12 protein-coding genes are annotated in these 17,890 nt (G+C 42.7%); 7 read left to right on the top strand and 5 right to left on the bottom strand.

Translation table 11 applies throughout. The features are described 5' to 3' along the window. The 3 genes from L4D20_RS14955 to L4D20_RS14945 are packed head-to-tail and all read left to right on the top strand — an operon-like array spanning nt 1 to nt 3,354. The gene (locus L4D20_RS14955; RefSeq protein WP_428802403.1) at nt 1-1,611 is read left to right on the top strand and encodes a VWA domain-containing protein; all 1,611 of its coding nucleotides are present in this window, start codon (nt 1-3) and stop codon (nt 1,609-1,611) included. After that, entirely contained in the window at nt 1,604-2,884 is a 1,281-nt protein-coding gene (locus L4D20_RS14950) for a hypothetical protein (protein WP_428802402.1), read from the top strand. The genes L4D20_RS14955 and L4D20_RS14950 overlap by 8 nt, the downstream gene beginning before the upstream one ends. A 17-nt stretch (nt 2,885-2,901) precedes the next feature. Next, a complete protein-coding gene (locus L4D20_RS14945; RefSeq protein WP_428802401.1) occupies nt 2,902-3,354 on the top strand; it encodes a hypothetical protein in 453 nt (150 codons plus the stop codon). 145 nt (nt 3,355-3,499) lie between these two features. Here the strand turns inward: L4D20_RS14945 and pta are convergent, their stop codons facing one another. Both pta and L4D20_RS14935 read right to left on the bottom strand, forming a co-directional pair. Continuing rightward, the gene (gene pta / locus L4D20_RS14940; RefSeq protein ID WP_428802400.1) at nt 3,500-5,638 is read right to left on the bottom strand and encodes a phosphate acetyltransferase; all 2,139 of its coding nucleotides are present in this window, start codon (nt 5,636-5,638) and stop codon (nt 3,500-3,502) included. 209 nt (nt 5,639-5,847) lie between these two features. Continuing rightward, nucleotides 5,848-7,044, bottom strand: coding sequence for an acetate kinase (locus tag L4D20_RS14935; RefSeq protein ID WP_428802399.1), 1,197 nt, complete (start codon nt 7,042-7,044; stop codon nt 5,848-5,850). Between the two features lie 357 nt (nt 7,045-7,401). Here L4D20_RS14935 and yfbV point away from each other — a divergent pair, with 357 nt between their 5' ends. Further along, the gene (gene yfbV / locus L4D20_RS14930; protein WP_428802398.1) at nt 7,402-7,854 is read left to right on the top strand and encodes a terminus macrodomain insulation protein YfbV; all 453 of its coding nucleotides are present in this window, start codon (nt 7,402-7,404) and stop codon (nt 7,852-7,854) included. Nucleotides 7,855-8,398: 544 nt separating this feature from the next. Next, nucleotides 8,399-9,994, top strand: coding sequence for a BCCT family transporter (locus L4D20_RS14925; RefSeq protein ID WP_428802397.1), 1,596 nt, complete (start codon nt 8,399-8,401; stop codon nt 9,992-9,994). Nucleotides 9,995-10,069: 75 nt separating this feature from the next. Here L4D20_RS14925 and ald read toward each other — a convergent pair whose 3' ends face one another. Further along, on the bottom strand, nt 10,070-11,194 hold the full coding sequence (gene ald, locus L4D20_RS14920) for an alanine dehydrogenase (protein ID WP_428802396.1): 1,125 nt from the start codon (nt 11,192-11,194) through the stop codon (nt 10,070-10,072). A gap of 156 nt (nt 11,195-11,350) precedes the next feature. On the opposite strand from ald, the gene lrp reads away from it, so the two are divergent. Beyond that, nucleotides 11,351-11,845 carry a leucine-responsive transcriptional regulator Lrp gene (gene lrp, locus L4D20_RS14915; protein ID WP_017033863.1) on the top strand — a complete coding sequence of 165 codons (495 nt, stop codon included), beginning with the start codon at nt 11,351-11,353 and terminating at the stop codon, nt 11,843-11,845. Between the two features lie 263 nt (nt 11,846-12,108). Then, on the top strand, nt 12,109-15,063 hold the full coding sequence (locus L4D20_RS14910) for a DNA translocase FtsK (protein WP_428802395.1): 2,955 nt from the start codon (nt 12,109-12,111) through the stop codon (nt 15,061-15,063). Nucleotides 15,064-15,201: 138 nt separating this feature from the next. On the opposite strand, the gene dsbB is transcribed toward L4D20_RS14910, so the two are convergent. Both dsbB and nhaB read right to left on the bottom strand, forming a co-directional pair. Beyond that, nucleotides 15,202-15,741, bottom strand: a complete 540-nt coding sequence (gene dsbB, locus L4D20_RS14905) for a disulfide bond formation protein DsbB (RefSeq protein ID WP_428802394.1) — start codon at nt 15,739-15,741, stop codon at nt 15,202-15,204. Between the two features lie 83 nt (nt 15,742-15,824). Continuing rightward, complete coding sequence (gene nhaB / locus L4D20_RS14900) at nt 15,825-17,417, bottom strand: Na(+)/H(+) antiporter NhaB (RefSeq protein ID WP_428802393.1); 1,593 nt, start codon at nt 17,415-17,417, stop codon at nt 15,825-15,827. Nucleotides 17,418-17,890: the final 473 nt, after the last annotated feature.

The following is a 17,890-nucleotide window of genomic DNA, read 5'->3' as shown; positions in this document are numbered from 1 at the left end:
ATGTCTGAATTTCACTTCATTCGTCCGGCGTGGCTTTTTGCACTTATTATTGTAGCGTTAATTGCATGGCTGATTAGACAGCTAAACAGCAAAAATGATGTTCGCGATTTGATTGCACCACACTTACAAGCGTCGGTATTAACTAAGGACACCACACAGTCACGTTTGTCTCCTGAATCTTTGTTGCCTTGGGCGCTGTCGGCACTTGTGATTATCTGTGCTGGTCCTACATGGAAACCAGAACCGGGTACGCAAGCGCAGAATCAGTCACCTCTTATGTTAGTAATCGATCTCTCACGTTCTATGGCTGAGTCAGATGTCACGCCAACTCGCTTGGAAGCAGCAAAGCTTAAAATTGCCGAGCTAATTCACAGCCGTGAAGAGGGTGAAATTGGCGTATGGGTTTATGCAGGTAGTGCGCACTTACTTCTGCCACCGACCCAAGACAGAAATGTCATCGATTATTACCTAGACAGTCTCTCTACAAACCTTGTTCCGCGAGCGGGTAAAAACGTATCAGCGGTATTAAATGGTATCAATGGCGCGAACCAACAGGCCGAAGGTTTTGTGTTTCCGGGTAGCGTTATTTTAATTACTGATCAAATTGATCGAACCGCCCAACAAGCGATGACTCAGTACTTACAAGATAGTGATGATCAGCTACTGGTTTGGAAATTTGGTTACTCAGCATCATTGGATGCCCCGTCTGGCGTGCAAACGATCTCAATGAGCCCTGATGATATCGATATAAAACGTATTAACCGCTGGGTTGATGATTACCAATACTTTGATCCGCAAGATAGCGATATTGAGTGGCAAGAGGTTGGGTATTATCTGGTGTTTGTTTTACTACTGATTACCTTGACGTGGTTTCGTCGTGGCTGGACGATTCGTTGGTTTGCTCTACCTTGGTTGTTTGTCATGGCATCAACGTCGCCAAACCTTGCGTATGCCGATGAAGTTGACTCCCAACTTAGCTGTCAAAGCTTCTGGATGGATATTGTCTATACCTCTGAGCAGCAAGCCCGTCGATACTTTGAGCGCGAGAACTACTCCTGCGCGGCTCAACTGTTTACTCAGCCAGAGTGGAAGATTGAAGCGTTGATGAGAGATAACCAGTGGGAGTGGTCATTAATGTTACTGAACAATCTTGAGGTGACAGAGCTAAACGATCAGGTAAGGCGCGGTTTAAACATTGGCATCGCCTATACTCATCTGCAGCGTTTTCGTAGCGCAGAGCGTTGGTTTAACAGCGTTTTAGAGATGGACGAGACGAACAAAACGGCACTGCATAACCTCGAAATCTTAGAGCAGATCTTTAATTTGATGGAAGAGCGAGCACTTGGGCAGGGGACGGCCGGAGAAGACATGACTGCTGACTTTGTCGATTCACTGGCAGAAGACGTGGGTATTGAAGAGCCAGAAGATAAGATTGAGGTGATTAATAGCGCCGACCTTATTGCAGAAGAGCATCTAAACAAAATCTGGTTAGAGCAGGTTCAAACTAGCCCTGAAGTCTTTCTACGTAACAAGTTTTCGAATCAATTGAATAGTGCTTTGTCTTTTAATGAAGAGAAATCAATGACTGATGCGGAGCGTAAGCATGACTAAGAGACTTTCTATCTTACGCACTGCCACTACCCTAATACTCTGCCTTCTGAGCAGTGTTTGTGTTGCCGCAAGTAACGAACGCAGTTATCAACCTCAGTCTCGGGTGACTTGGGATGCGTCTTGGGATCTTAGAACAGAAAATGTGAGCGAGCGAGAACGTGCAACACTCTGGCTAACAATTGCAAGCAATCACCCCATTTCTGGTCAATTCTCTATTGAGCCTTTGAAAGTACTGGGGCTATTTATTGAACCGAGTGATAGACCAAGCTATTCACACCAAAATCGCGACGGTCAACGCTTCTACTTGGCTAACTATCGCTATGATATTTATCCCTCTAGAGCGGGAGCTTATAGCTTGCCTGAGCTAAAGGTTCAGGTGACTAAAAAAGAGAACGAGTACCAATTTACCAGTGATTCTTATCGAATAGAGGTATCTGCTCAGCCTCGCGAGGCGATGGGAGCAATCTCAACATCAGAGTACTCGTTAAGCCAGAAAGTGACGCAAACAAACATTATGTCAGGTGGGGTAGTCACTCGTACTATTACTCAATCAGCCGCTGCGTTGCCGGGTTACCTCATTGGGCAGTTACCTCCGCTAGTCTCATGGGATCCACGCATTGAGTTAACACATGGTAGGGAGTCCCACTCAAGCAGCGATTACCGTGGCGAGATGACAGGTACAAAGAGCAGTAATCTTCATTACCGATTTGTTGAAGCAGGGGAGTATCAACTTCCTGCAATAGAGGTAACTTGGTGGAATAATGCCAAAGGTAGCTTGGAGATAGTGACCTTACCGACAATCGACATTGTTGCCACTGCGCCACCACCGCCGCCTTTAAAAGAGCGTGTTGAAATCGCACTGTTTGAGCTAAAAGAGTATGCACCGATCTGGTGGTATCAAAATCAACTGTGGGTGTATGTGATTGGCTTAATAGTAGTGGGTGTTTTTGGGTTTAGGCATCATATTGCGCGCCAAATAGAGCGAAGTTCTCGGCTATTGATGGGAATGAAAAAATCACCAATTTATTGGTTTGTAGAATTAACGGTTGCTGCAATAAATCCTAAAGAAGATTGGCAAAAAGCGTTCTACTCTTGGATGAGGAAAAATAATCTAGACTCAATCAATAGGCTGCCTAGTGTCTTTAGGGTAGAGGTTGATGGTTACTATCAAACAGGGAAGTTAAGTAAAGCTAAAGTATTACACTGCGTGGTTAAGTGGGAGTTTGACCAATACACAAGTAGATGGAATTTATCTGACATTAATCCGAAATAGATAGGGTAATAATGACCATGATTAAGACACTTAAAGCGCTGTCACTAAGTAAGCCTGTAGCATTAATAGTGAGTACAGCAATCGCATTTTCAATCTCAACAGCGAATGCGGATGAAGTAACGAATATCGCTCCTACTACCTACAGTGGTGCGGCGGTGGTTAAAATGGATGACAATCACTATCGTGTGCGCATTACTTCACTGTTAGCTGCGAAAATGCGTTGCGTGGCTTATAACAACGAAGAGCCAATCGCGATAAACTCGGTTGCTATTTATCCGCCAGAGGGTGTGGCTGATTTCTATATCTCACCAGAAGAAGGCTCGGTAACTCATTCGACTTGTTGGGTGATGAGTACTCGTGATGGCGATAGAGAAAAAATAGAACAACTAGAAAAAGAATCACAGCAAAGACAGATGAAGATTGAAGAGAGTAATGTGCCTTTCTATCAAATTATGCCAAACACTCAATAGACAAAATTAGAGCTGAATTTTCTAACAGCCAATAAAAAACCCTCGATTCTTATGCACTTTCAATTAGAAAGAGAGTATCGAGGGTTTTCTTTCATTCAAACAGCTGTAAATCAAAATGAATTGAGTTACAGCTGAATAGACTGAATTACTGCTGTGTTGATTGAATCGCAGTTAGAGCAATTGTGTACACGATATCGTCTACAAGTGCGCCACGAGACAAGTCATTTACAGGTTTGCGCATGCCCTGAAGCATTGGACCAATAGAAACTAGGTCTGCTGAACGCTGTACAGCTTTGTACGTTGTGTTACCAGTATTTAGGTCTGGGAATACAAATACCGTTGCTTTACCTGCAACAGGAGAGTTAGGCGCTTTAGACGCTGCTACGTTCTCCATGATTGCTGCATCGTACTGTAGAGGACCGTCGATGATTAGATCAGGACGTTTCTCTTGAGCAATCTTAGTTGCTTCACGTACTTTATCTACGTCAGCACCTTTACCAGATTCTCCAGTAGAGTATGAGATCATCGCAACGCGTGGGTCGATACCAAATGCCGTTGCAGAATCTGCTGATTGAATAGCGATTTCAGCCAGTTGCTCAGCGTTTGGATCTGGGTTGATAGCACAGTCTCCGTAAACCAATACTTGATCAGGCAGAAGCATGAAGAAGATTGAAGATACGATAGAGGCATCAGGTGCAGTCTTAATGATTTGGAACGGAGGAACGATAGTGTTTGCCGTGGTGTGAACCGCGCCAGATACAAGACCATCAACTTCGTTGTTCTCAAGCATCATTGTGCCTAGGAATACAGAGTCTTCTAGTTTTTCACGAGCAACAACTTCCGTCATGCCTTTTTTGCCACGTAGCTCAACAAGACGAGCAACATAGTTTTCGCGAACAACTTCAGGGTCGATGATTTCGACACCTGCGCCTAGTTCTACCCCTTGAGCAGCAGCAACACGGCGGATTTCATCAGGGTTACCGATAAGTACACAGCTTGCGATTCCGCGCTCAGCACAGATAGCCGCAGCTTTAACTGTACGTGGCTCATCACCTTCAGGAAGAACGATACGCTTGCCAGCTTTACGAGCATACTCAGTTAACTGGTAACGGAATGCTGGTGGGCTAAGACGACGAATACCTTGAACACCTTCTGATAGAGAGTCGATCCAAGGGCCATCAATGTGGCTAGCAACGTGATCGTTAACGAATTCGATACGCTCTTTATCGTCTGCAGGAACTTCTAAGTTGAAGCTTTGTAGGTTCAACGAAGTCTGCCAAGTGTTACCTTGTGCTTTGATAATTGGAAGACCAGTTTCAAATGCAGGCTTACAAAGTTCAACGATCTGCTCTGGAAGGTCATAACCACCAGTTAGCAAGATAGCACCAATTTCAACGCCGTTTTTCGCAGCAAGTGCTGCAGCAACGATAACGTCTGGGCGGTCTGCTGAAGTTACAAGCAGAGAGCCTGGTTTGAAGTGCTCAACCATGTGAGGAAGAGAGCGTGCACAGAACGTGATGCTCTTAATACGACGACTTTCGATCTCACCTTCATTGATGATTTCAGCTTTCAAGTGCTTCGCCATATCAATCGCACGAGTCGCGATCAGGTCGATGCTCCAAGGCACACAGCCAAGTACACGGATAGGGCTAGAGTTGAAGATTTGCATCACTTCTAGGTTCGCTTTCTGAGCGCTGTCTGCATCGTCAAAGATATCAGATAGGTCAGGGCGAGTACGGCCAGCTTCATCAACAGGAGCGTTCAGCTTGTTGATGATAACGCCTTTAATGTTTTTGTTCTTAGCACCACCAAAGTTAGAACATGCAACCTCAATACGCTCTTTTAGCTGAGATGGGTTGTCTGTACCTGGCGTTGCAACAAGAACGATCTCTGCACCTAACGTTTTAGCAATCTCGGCATTCACTTGGTTAGCAAATGGGTGCTTACGTGTCGGTACTAGACCTTCAATAAGTGTAACTTCAGACTCGCCGTTTACCTTGTTGTATTCAGCAACAATCGACTCTAGAAGTACGTCCATTTTCTCACTACCGATTAGGTTTTCGGCGGTTGAGATTGGCGTTGGTTGACCAACCGTGATTGAGCTGTTTGCTTCGATAATCGTTGAGGTTAGATCTGGCTGATCTTTGCCTGAGCGAGGTTGTGCAATTGGCTTATAGAAAGAAACATTAACGCCTTTACGCTCCATCGCGCGAAGAACACCCATGCTAACACTAGTAAGACCAACACCAGCACTAGTTGGAATAAGCATAATAGTACGAGACATATGCAAAACACCTTTATTTATTTGAAATAAAAGCCCAACGATTATTCCCTAAATCTCGACTCATTGTAATGAACAATGATTGACAAAATTCCAGTGGAATAGCGGTTGAGCCCCTATGTATGTACTTAGTAAATGTTTGTATATAGAAAAACGTTTGAACAGAGTACGTTATTGAAAAAGCGGCTAGCGATTGCGCTAGCCGAAATTTATTATAGTGCTGCTAGGCGAGCTGTATCTTCTGCAATTACTAACTCTTCGTTAGTAGAGATAACCATTGCAGGGATGCGGCTATCAGCAGTAGTGATAGTACCTTCGCCGCCAAAGCGTGCTTTAAGGTTAGCTTCACCATCTACTTCGATGCCAAAGATGCCAAGACGGTTAAGTACCGCTTCACGGATTGGAGCACCGTTCTCACCGATACCACCTGTGAATACGATAGCGTCTACACGGCCGTCTAGAGTCGCTGTGTAACCTGCAACGTATTTAGCTAAACGACGAGTCATCACGTCCATTGCGCGAGTTGCAGCTTCGTCTTTACCGAAGTTGTCTTCGATGAAACGACAGTCAGGAGATACTTGAGTTAGACCCATTAGGCCAGACTCTTTAGTTAGCATCGTGTTGATCTCTTCGATTGAGTAACCTAGAGAGTCGTGTAGGTGGAAGATGATCGCAGGATCAATATCACCACAACGTGTACCCATAACTAGACCTTCAAGAGGAGTAAGACCCATTGAAGTATCTACAGATTTACCGTTCTTAATTGCACAAATAGAAGCACCGTTACCTAGGTGACAGTTGATGATGTTTACTTCATCAGCTGGCTTGCCTAGTTGCTCAGCAACTTCGCGAGCGATGAACAGGTGAGAAGTACCGTGCATGCCGTAGCGACGGATACCGTGCTCTTTGTAAAGGTTGTACGGTAGAGCGTATAGGTACGCTTCTTCTGGCATAGTTTGGTGGAACGCAGTGTCGAATACTGCAGAGTTTGGTAGGCCAGGGAATGCTTTTTGAGCTGCTTTAATACCAACGATTGCAGCTGGGTTGTGAAGAGGCGCTAGTGCTGCACAGTCTTCGATACCTTTAAGAACTGAATCATCGATAAGAACTGACTGTGTGAATTCTTCGCCGCCGTGTACAACACGGTGACCGATAGCTTTAAGTTGCTCAGCTAATTCTGGCTTAGAAGCAAGAATAGTTTCAACGATGAAAGAAAGAGCTTCATTGTGAGCTGCGCCTTCACCTAATTGTGCTTCGTGCTTACCATCAAGTTTCCACTTGATACGAGCTTCTGGAAGCTCAAGACATTCAGCAAGACCTGTTAAGTGTTCGTCGCCATTTGTTGCATCAACAATTGCGAATTTAAGTGAAGAACTTCCGCAGTTTAAAACTAAAACCAGCTTAGACATGAGTGTGACTACCTGTTATTCGTCTGACATAATCAGAAAAGATGAAATTCAATCTCAAGAATAGCTGACCGAGTAAAGGTTACGCACTATTCTTGGTAAAAAGTTAACCTTATTTCCTTATAATAAGACATCACTTTACTATGAAAGTAATGCTCGCAATCCTTGCTGGTTTCATCGCATGGTTGCCTAAATCACAAATAACGGCAACAATGAGTATGAAAGGGTGCAAAGAATAGCGATATTCGACAAATATAACAAAAAAAATTGAAAGAATATTATTTTTAGTCAATTTTTTACGCTAAAAATTGAAAGATTAAAATTTTTTAGTAAGGCGCTGTTCAAAAGTGAGAGATTTCTATGAATGATAAAGTCGGGTTGGTACACAGCCTAAGAGACGGTCAGAAGTACATGGATACGTGGCCAATGAGAAAAGAGTTGGCTGTTATATTTCCTGAGCAGCGAATCATTAAAGCCACGCGTTTTGCGATTCGTGTTATGCCAGCAATTGCTGCAATCAGCGTGATCACTCAAGTTGCATTTCAAAATCAGCAAGCGTTACCTCAAGCGGTTGTTGTTGCACTGTTTGCGATGAGCCTACCACTGCAAGGAATGTGGTGGCTTGGAAACCGAGCTAATAAACAGCTACCTCCATCTCTAGCTAGTTGGTACCGAGAGTTATATCAAAAAATTATAGAATCGGGTGCAGCCTTAGAACCAATGAAATCTAAGCCGCGTTATAAAGAGTTGGCTAAGATTTTAAATCGAGCATTTACACAGTTGGATAAGACTGTTTTAGAAAGATGGTTTTAGTCAGCAGATTCGCTCAATAATTGAAAAAATAGGAAAGCCCTACGGCCTTTTTACATAACGTTACATATAGAAAGCTCCCATTTACGGGGGCTTTTTATTTTTTAGCCACTTAGTATGTAAAAATTAACCGCCCAGAATTTAAGATGTTAAATTGATTCAAAATTGTTAGAAAACAACGGTATTTGAGCATTGATAGGTGGGCATCACTTTAGACAGGGATTACCGCTTTAAATCTTTATATGATGATATTGTCATATAGGTCAGAGAAGCTTGATGAGTAAGGGGTAGCGTCATTTCAGATAGAGTTGAATGGCTCAGGATACGGTTTAAAAACGAAGTTGCTCACGGAAGGAGAAATAGCTACTTGTTCTGTTATGTTAAATACACTCACTTAATTGATGAATAACTATATTTTGGAAGGGGGAAGCATTAACAAACATATATGGTATCTGTATGTAAGGTGGTATATCAGATTTTATATGCATTAGACCTCGTTAAATGCAATCCGTTAGAGTGTTCCGGTATTTTTACCAAAAGGAACCCCATGAATCAATATCATACAGATGTTGAAGCGAAAATTGATAAATCAGTTTTTATCCCTTCGTTTTGTACAGTCCTCGTTATTATGACTTTTCTTATTAGCTTTGAAGAGCAGTCAGAAACCATCATTCAAACCGTGTTTAACTTTGTTGTCGAAAAATTTGGCGTCCTCTATATTTGGGCAGCGGTTAGCTTCTTTGGCGCAATTTTATGGCTATGCTTTGGCCGCTATGGGCAAGTTAAACTCGGTGGTGAAGAGGCAAAGCCCGAATTCTCTCGCATAAGCTGGATTGGAATGTTTTTCTGCTCTGGTATCGGTACCTCCCTCATCTACTGGTCCTCAATTGAATGGACTTACTATTACGCCGCCCCTCCGTTTGGCATTGAAGCTAATAGCCAAGCTGCTGCAGAATACGCAGCCATGTATGGTATGTACCATTGGGGACCCATTGCTTGGGCTTTCTACTGCCTATGCGCATTTCCAATTGGGTATGCTTACTACAACCGTAAGAAAAAGGCATTGCGACTCAGTGAGGCTTGTTCTGGTGTGATTGGCGACAAGAATGCGAAAGGGTGGATGGGTAAGGTAATTGATATTCTAGTTATTTTTGGTCTTGTTGGCGGCACGGGAACTTCACTCGCTTCTGGTACACCTATGCTGTCAGAAGCAATCAGCAACTTTCTTGGTATCGAGCGAAGCGGTAGTGTTGATATAGCAGTCGTTGTGATTTGGACGCTTATTTTTTCTACTTCCGTCTTTTTAGGCCTCAAAAAAGGCATTAAAGTCCTCAGTGACTTAAACCTCATCGCCTTAGCCATTATCTGTAGCATCATCTTTATCGGCGGCCCAACCATTTACATGATAAGCCTGTTTACCGACAGCGTTGGTTTAATGATGAGTAACTTTACGCGGATGTCTTTATACACAGATACAGTAGGTGGAAGCAACTTTCCTCAGTGGTGGACCATCTTCTATTGGGCATGGTGGGTGGCATATGGCCCTTATATGGGAATATTTATTGCGCGTATTTCTAAAGGCCGTACATTTAAAGACATTGGTCTGACAGTGATTACTGCCGGTAGCTTAGGTTGTATGTTGTTCTTTATGATCTTTGGAAATACCTCAATGTATGCCGAGTTCAACGGCGTGTTCCCTGTATTAGATACCATTAAGGAACAAGGTACACCCGCAGCAATTTTAGGGGTGCTTCAGTCATTACCATGGTCAGCGTTACTGTTACCACTGTTTATCTGCGTTGGATTTATTTATTCAGGAACTACGGTGGACTCTTCGTCCTATGTCTTGGCGTCTATTGCTTCTAAAGATATCGAATATGACCAAGAACCAAGTCGTGCAAACCGATTATTCTGGGCGTTACTGTTAGGTTTTACAGGTTTAGTGGTGATGAATATTGGTGGGTTAGAAGCGATTAAAACAGTGAGCTTGATTGTGGGTTTACCATTGGTGTTATTAATGTCGCTCTCTTTTGCTTCGTTGGTTAAGTGGTTAAGAGAGGACTTTGACGCAATGCCAATAAAAGAACAGATTCAGCTGCAAGATCCCTCACGTGAACAAATAGATGTCGCAGTTAAAATTTAATTAAGACTAAAGTTCTTCTTTTTAGACAAAAAAGGTCTAGTTTATAACTAGACCTTTTATCTATAAGCGTCGAGATTAGTTGAACATTTCGATCGCTTTAGTTGGTTCTACATATTCAAGATCGAAGCTTTCTGCCACTTCTTTACACGTTACTTTACCGTGAATAACGTTTAGTCCTTCAAGGAAGCCTTTATCTTCAAGCAATGCTTCACGGTAGCCTTTATTCGCTAATTTAACGATGTATGGCAGTGTTGCATTGTTTAGAGCGAAGGTCGATGTACGAGCAACAGCGCCCGGCATATTTGCTACACAGTAGTGAACCACATCATCAACGATGTAAGTTGGATCTGCGTGAGTCGTCGCGTGAGAGGTCTCAAAACAACCACCTTGGTCGATAGCTACGTCAACAACCGCCGCGCCTGGCTTCATTCTAGCGATATGTTCTTTAGTCACCAATTTTGGAGCCGCAGCGCCAGGGATAAGAACTGCACCAATCACCAAGTCAGCTTCTAGAACATGCTTCTCAATAGCGTCTTCTGTAGAATAAACGACTTTTGCACGGCCTTGGAATTCTTCATCTAAACGACGAAGAGTATCTAAACTTCTATCGATAATTGTTACGTCAGCACGAAGGCCAACAGCCATACGAGCAGCATTAGCACCAACCACGCCACCACCAACAACAACGACTTTAGCGGGCTCTACTCCTGGAACTCCGCCAAGCAGAAGTCCACGTCCACCGTGAGATTTTTCCAAAGTTTGTGCGCCAGCTTGGATTGACATGCGGCCCGCTACCTCAGACATAGGTGCAAGTAGTGGCAAGCGACCCATATAATCTGTTACAGTCTCATAGGCAATGCAGACAGCTTTGCTCTTAATTAGCTCATCAGTTTGTGGAAAATCTGGTGCGAGGTGTAAATAAGTAAATAATATTTGCCCCTCTTTTAGCATGGCTCGCTCGACAGTTTGAGGTTCTTTGACCTTTACAATCATCTCTGCTTTCGCGAAAACGTCAGCAGCAGTAGGAAGAATGGATGCGCCTACAGCGATGTAATCATCGTCTGAAAAACCGATGCCTGAACCGGCTTTGGTTTCTACAAAAACTTGGTGACCGTGAGAGATTAGTTCTCTCACACTAGCTGGGATCATGCCCACTCGGTACTCGTGGTTCTTGATTTCTTTAGGTACGCCAATGATCATCCTGACTCCTTATGTTATTTTGGTTGTATTATCTATGTGTAGGGTAATTCTGTCGAATTAATATCTAGTATAGTAAGTAATTTGAAGAATTTGATACTGAATATTAAGAAGTTGTAGTATATTTTTTTGCAAGGAAGTAATAAGGTGGAATAAAAAATGGCAGACAATTACAAAAAGCCGTCCAAGGATCTAGACCGTATCGATCGCAATATTCTTAATGAGTTGCAAAAAGATGGTCGTATTTCTAACGTAGAACTCTCAAAACGTGTAGGGCTTTCGCCTACTCCATGTCTTGAACGTGTTCGTCGATTAGAACGTCAAGGTTACATTACGGGATACACAGCGTTGTTAAATCCGCAGTATCTTGACGCATCACTGTTAGTATTTGTTGAAATTACGTTGAATCGCGGAGCGCCAGACGTTTTTGAACAATTTAATACTGCAGTACAAAAGCTAGATGATATCCAAGAGTGTCATTTAGTTTCTGGTGACTTCGATTATCTATTGAAAACTCGTGTATCTGATATGAGTGCTTACCGAAAACTGCTTGGTGATACGTTGCTACGTTTGCCGGGTGTTAACGACACACGCACCTATGTAGTCATGGAAGAAGTCAAACAGACCAATCAACTAGTGATAAAAACTCGATAAAAGCTCTCACTTTGTTTCTAGCGTTTAGCTTATTAATCGCCAGAAACATGTAAAGAGTTACTAATGTTAGAAATGTTGGAACTCTTTTCCATATTCTGACGTTAGGCAATTGGGTTTTATTCACCAGTATGGTTAAATCTTTAAGAGCGGCGTTTGCCGCTCTTATTGTTTTAACTTCACTAACTTTACTTATGCTAGCCAGTAACACGAGCTAGCCTATTCCCAGATTTTTAGTTAGTCATTATCAAGATTAAAGTAGGTCTATGTTCAACGAGAACAAAAAGAAAGTCGCAACGATTGTAAAAACGGGTGAGGCCTCTAGCTCATCACGCTTAAACGGAACACAACGATTGAAAGAGTGTGTCCTGATTATTGCTGTGCTTATTTCTATCTTCTTCACCGTCGCGCTATTCACTTTTAACCCTGCTGATCCATCGTGGTCTCAAACAGCATGGGGTATGGATATTCAGAATTCAGGCGGGATAGTCGGCGCTTGGATCGCCGATACGTTATTTTTCATCTTTGGTTCTCTTGCTTATCCTATTCCCTTGATTGTCACAGCCGTTGCCTGGATTTTCCTACGGAATCGTGATTCAGACGAACCCATCGACTTCATGATATGGGGTACGCGTTTACTTGGCCTTACCATTATCATTCTAACGAGTTGTGCTTTAGCTGATATTAACTTTGATGACATTTGGTACTTCTCTTCAGGCGGTGTCATTGGTGATGTATTGACGAGCCTTGCATTGCCAACATTAAACGTTCTAGGTACAACGCTCGTTTTACTTTTTTTATGGGGTGCCGGTTTTACGTTGTTAACGGGCATCTCTTGGTTAGCGATGGTCGAATGGATTGGGGATTACTCTATTCGCGCTGTGACGTCTGCCGTTAATCGTATCCGCGGTGAAAAAGAAGAAAACATCTCAGCTATTCTTAATCAACCAGATGTTGATCAAGAAAACCTTGGTCTACAAAGTGGTGTTCATCGAAATGTTCGTCAGTCTGATATAGAGGACGCTCTTGAGATTAATTCTAGTCAACCTGATGAGATTGAACTCGAATCATCAAAAGAGAGACGCTTTAATATCCATATGCCAGAAGCGCAGCAGCAAGCTGAAACACCTTCAAATATTGATATACCCGATATTCGAATTGATGACACCAATATCGAAGATGAGACGAATGATAGAACGTTGCCACTCAATGCGACGATCGAGCAATTAGAACAAGCTGCACTCAATGATGATGATTTACCGCTTCAAGAAGGAAGTTATGAACGTCAATTATCTTCACAATATGAAGAGGCCAATGTAGAAGCGGCTGCCATGCCTTGGGTTCAAGAACCAAATCTTGAACAAGACGAGCTATTTGAACAACAGCCTAAAGCTGAATTTCAAGAAGACGATATCCCAGATCTTGAGCCTGTATTGTCAGAAAGTAGCTTTGAGCATGTTGTTGAGGAGATTGAACCAAATATTGATCAACGTGAGCCGACAATATCGACCTTTGAAGTGGCAGATGAACCAGAATTAGCGAGTACTGACATTACAGAGGCTGAACTTGTTGAAGCGTCTGTTGATGAATTGCCCGTTACTGATGAAAGTGAAGACGAAGACGTTGATGCATTCCAATCTCTTGTTGCTGATGCGCAAGCTAACGCAGCCGGTAAGTTAAACCCATTTTTAGTTCAAAAGGATGCGCTTCTTCCAAAACCTACAGAGCCAATGCCAACTCTTGAACTGCTATATCACCCTGAAAAGCGCGAAAACTTTATTGATAGAGAAGGCCTAGAAAATATTGCTCGATTAGTTGAGGCCAAACTTGCTGACTATAAAATTAAAGCGCAAGTGGTTGATATTTTCCCTGGCCCAGTGATTACTCGTTTTGAGTTAGATCTCGCTCCAGGTGTGAAAGTGAGTCGTATATCTGGTCTTTCAATGGACTTAGCTCGCTCTCTATCCGCAATAGCTGTTCGTGTTGTCGAGGTTATTCCAGGCAAGCCTTATGTTGGTCTTGAATTACCAAATATAAGCCGACAAACAGTGTTCTTCTCTGATGTTGTTGGCACACCAACGTTTGTTGAGGCGAAGTCTCCAACGACAATGGTGTTAGGCCAAGATATAGCCGGTGACCCAGTAATCGCTGATCTCGCTAAGATGCCGCATGTTCTTGTTGCAGGTACGACAGGCTCGGGTAAGTCGGTTGGTGTCAACGTAATGATCCTTAGTATGCTTTATAAAGCGACACCGGAAGAAGTGCGCTTTATTATGATCGATCCTAAGATGCTTGAGCTATCAGTGTATGAGGGCATTCCTCACCTGTTATCTGAAGTTGTTACTGATATGAAAGATGCATCAAATGCACTTCGTTGGTGTGTTGGAGAGATGGAGCGTCGCTATAAGCTCATGTCTGCGCTCGGTGTTCGTAACGTTAAAGGCTTTAACGATAAGCTGAAAATGGCTGCAGAAGCTGGACACCCAATTCATGATCCATTGTGGCGTGATGGGGACAGTATGGACCCTGAGCCGCCATTACTTGAAAACCTGCCTTACATCGTCGTTGTTATTGATGAATTTGCCGATCTTATGATGGTTGTAGGTAAGAAAGTTGAAGAACTGATTGCTCGCCTTGCTCAAAAAGCACGTGCAGCAGGTATTCACTTAATACTAGCGACCCAACGACCTTCAGTAGATGTTATCACGGGTTTGATTAAAGCGAATATACCAACACGTGTCGCATTTACTGTTTCAACCAAAACGGACTCACGGACTATCTTGGATCAAGGCGGAGCTGAGTCGTTGCTAGGTATGGGTGATATGCTTTACTTGCCGTCCGGCTCAAGCCATACCATTCGTGTACATGGTGCATTTGCGTCAGATGACGATGTTCACTCTGTCGTGAATAACTGGAAAGCTCGTGGTAGACCAAACTATATTGATGAAATTACTAATGGCGATCAATCTCCGGAAACACTGTTACCAGGTGAGAAGATGGAGGGAGATGAAGAGAGAGACCCTCTCTTTGATCAGGTTGTAGAACATGTGGTTGAGTCACGACGTGGCTCTGTATCTGGTGTTCAGCGTAAGTTCAAAATTGGTTATAACCGTGCAGCGCGAATTATCGAGCAGCTCGAAGCGCAAGGTATTGTGAGTGCACCGGGTCATAACGGAAATAGAGAAGTATTAGCACCAGCCCCAACAAGAGACATGAACTAGACAGATCGGCTCTAAGGAAAGGTTATTAGACCTACTCAGACAACAAAAAGCCCCTTTTAGTCTTATATAGTTTTAACTATAAAGAGGCCAAAAGGGGCTTTTTATTTTGTTTGGATCTTGTCTATGTAAGCTGCTGGATTAGCTAAACATTCTTCTGCTATCACGATCTTTAGCAAACTGTGCAATCACAATCACGGATAAAGCAATTAGATTTGCTGCGAAAATAACGACCAACCATTGTGGCATTGATAAATCCAAGAACTGCCAAACGACCTTGCTACAATCGCCATACGCTTCAAACATCCATGGAACCCACTGGTTTAGCGGTGCCCAGCTAGGGAAAGTGACAAATAAATCGCAAGTGGCAAAAGGTGATGGGTTGAATTGATAATCCACGTGTTGAAGTGATAGAGCTAGCCCTTTATAACTGCTAGCGCCCCAGGCTGCGAGACCTAACCACCGTAAGACAGGGCTTTTAGGATTGATCAGTCCAATTAATGCAGCTCCACCCACACCAAGCATCGCAACACGTTCATAAATACACATTACGCATGGTGACAACATCATAACGTGCTGAAAGAATAGCGCGCATGCTTCAAAAAATATGACAAAGAGAAGCAACAGTAGCCATGAAAGACGGGTTTGGGAAAACGTTTTAATTGTATTTAGAAGCTTCACAACTGGTTCCTTGTAGAAATAAAAAAAGCTCTGATATATCAGAGCTTTTTATCGTGTATTAGTTTCATTATCAACTGATTTTTTTAATGCCCGCTGGATAAAACCGCTTCGGTCACACTTGCGGTTTTATGTACTATCCAACCCATATCATAAAAATAGGCGGTCATCGGTTCGACAAAAAAGATGATTCCGATTAATCCCACTATTGCTAAGACGATCGTGTATGGCAGAGCCATAATAACCATTTGGCCATAAGATAGTCTTATTAATGGAGCTATCGCTGATGTTAAAAGAAATAGGAACGCGGCTTGACCATTTGGCGTTGCCACTGACGGTAGGTTTGTACCCGTGTTGATTGCAACAGCAAGTAAATCAAACTGGTCACGAGTAATCATTCCATCAATTAGCGCATCTTTAACTTCATTAATATAAACGGTACCAACAAAGACGTTATCAGAGACCATTGATAGTAGACCATTTGCTACGTAGAACAGAGCAAGCTGAGTGTTCTTGTCTTCAACATGTAATACTGCGTCGATAACAGGTTTGAACAACTCTTGGTCGATGATAACAGCAACAATAGAGAAAAAGACGGTTAGTAGTGCAGTGAAGGGTAAAGCTTCTTCAAACGCTTTACCGAGTGAGTGCTCTTCTATTACACCATTAAAGGCTGTAGCAAGGATGATGACGGAAAGGCCAATAAGACCAACCGCAGCAAGGTGAAGCGCAAGGCCTACGATTAGCCATACTGCGATCGCACCTTGAACCCAAAGTTTTGCTACGTCTTGTTTTGTCCGGGTTTTACGCTCTGCTGTATCGAAATCTACTAGGATCTTACGTACATTGTCAGGAAGCTCTGTGCCATAACCAAAAACCTTAAGTTTCTCGACGATTACACAAGTAATCAAACCGCACACAAAAACGGGGAAGGTAACAGGGGCCATGCGGATAATAAATTCACCAAATAACCAACCTGCTTGATCGGCAATAATAAGGTTTTGCGGCTCACCAACCATCGTCATAACGCCACCTAGTGCCGTACCTACACCAGCATGCATTAGTAGAGAGCGTAGGAATGAACGATAGTTTTCTAGATCGTCTCTGGTCAATTCAGACAACTGATCATCTTTTGTATGATCGTGCGATGTTGTCGATCCTTTACCTGACGCAACCTTGTGATAAATTGAGTAAAACCCAACGGCAACACTAATGATTACGGCAATAACAGTTAAAGCATCTAGGAAAGCAGAAAGAAAAGCCGCTGCGAAACAAAATGCTACTGAAAGCATCGCTTTAGAGCGAATACCTAATAGAATCTTGGTAAACATAAATAGCAGAAGGTTTTTCATGAAGTAAATGCCTGCAACCATAAAGATCAAAAGCAGTAATACTTCTATATTGGCGACCAATTCATGTTTAACTTGTTCTGGACTAGTCATTCCGATAGCAATCGCTTGAATCGCCAGCAGTCCTCCAGGTTGCAGAGGGTAGCACTTTAGTGCCATTGCTAGTGTGAATATAAACTCAACAACTAACAGCCAACCCGCCACAAATGGGTTAATAAAGAAAAATACAAATGGGTTAATAACTAGAAATGAAATAATGGCAACTTTGTACCAGTCTGGCGCTTTACCAAGAAAGTTCTTGATAATGGCTTTTCCGAGCGACATCGACATGGAAAATACTCTTTAATGTTGTTTATGAATAAATACGGTAGTGGGCTTGTATTCATATTAACCAAATTTATATAAAAACATTTGGTGCAACAGTGACTTAGTAAAACAACAATCTCGTAACAAATTTGTGGCCTTGCCAAGTCACTCCCTGAGAACGACAAGCACTATTAACTACGACCGCAACTTTACTCTCACGAACTTTATAGTCAATAAGAAAAACTCACTGAAAGTAACATTTGGATACATTTGGCTAAAAACGCGATCTAAGTAGGGTCATTTAGTGCTTTTTGTTAATATTGTGTTAATTGGGGCTCTAGTGCCTTACTTGTACTTATAAAGTGGTATTTATTCATGCTGATATTGAATTGATAAATTAATGATTGAGCGTGCTTATTTCTTTTTATCGCTATATCGGTCAACGAGCGTGTTAACTAAATATGCAAAAATGGAGCGATTTAATACAAATTTAATCC

This window comes from Vibrio kyushuensis (genome assembly GCF_050337325.1).
In the GTDB taxonomy this organism is placed as follows: Bacteria; Pseudomonadota; Gammaproteobacteria; order Enterobacterales; family Vibrionaceae; genus Vibrio; species Vibrio kyushuensis.
Note: the sequence above shows the minus strand (reverse complement) of the source record. Positions and strands in the feature narration are given on the sequence as shown.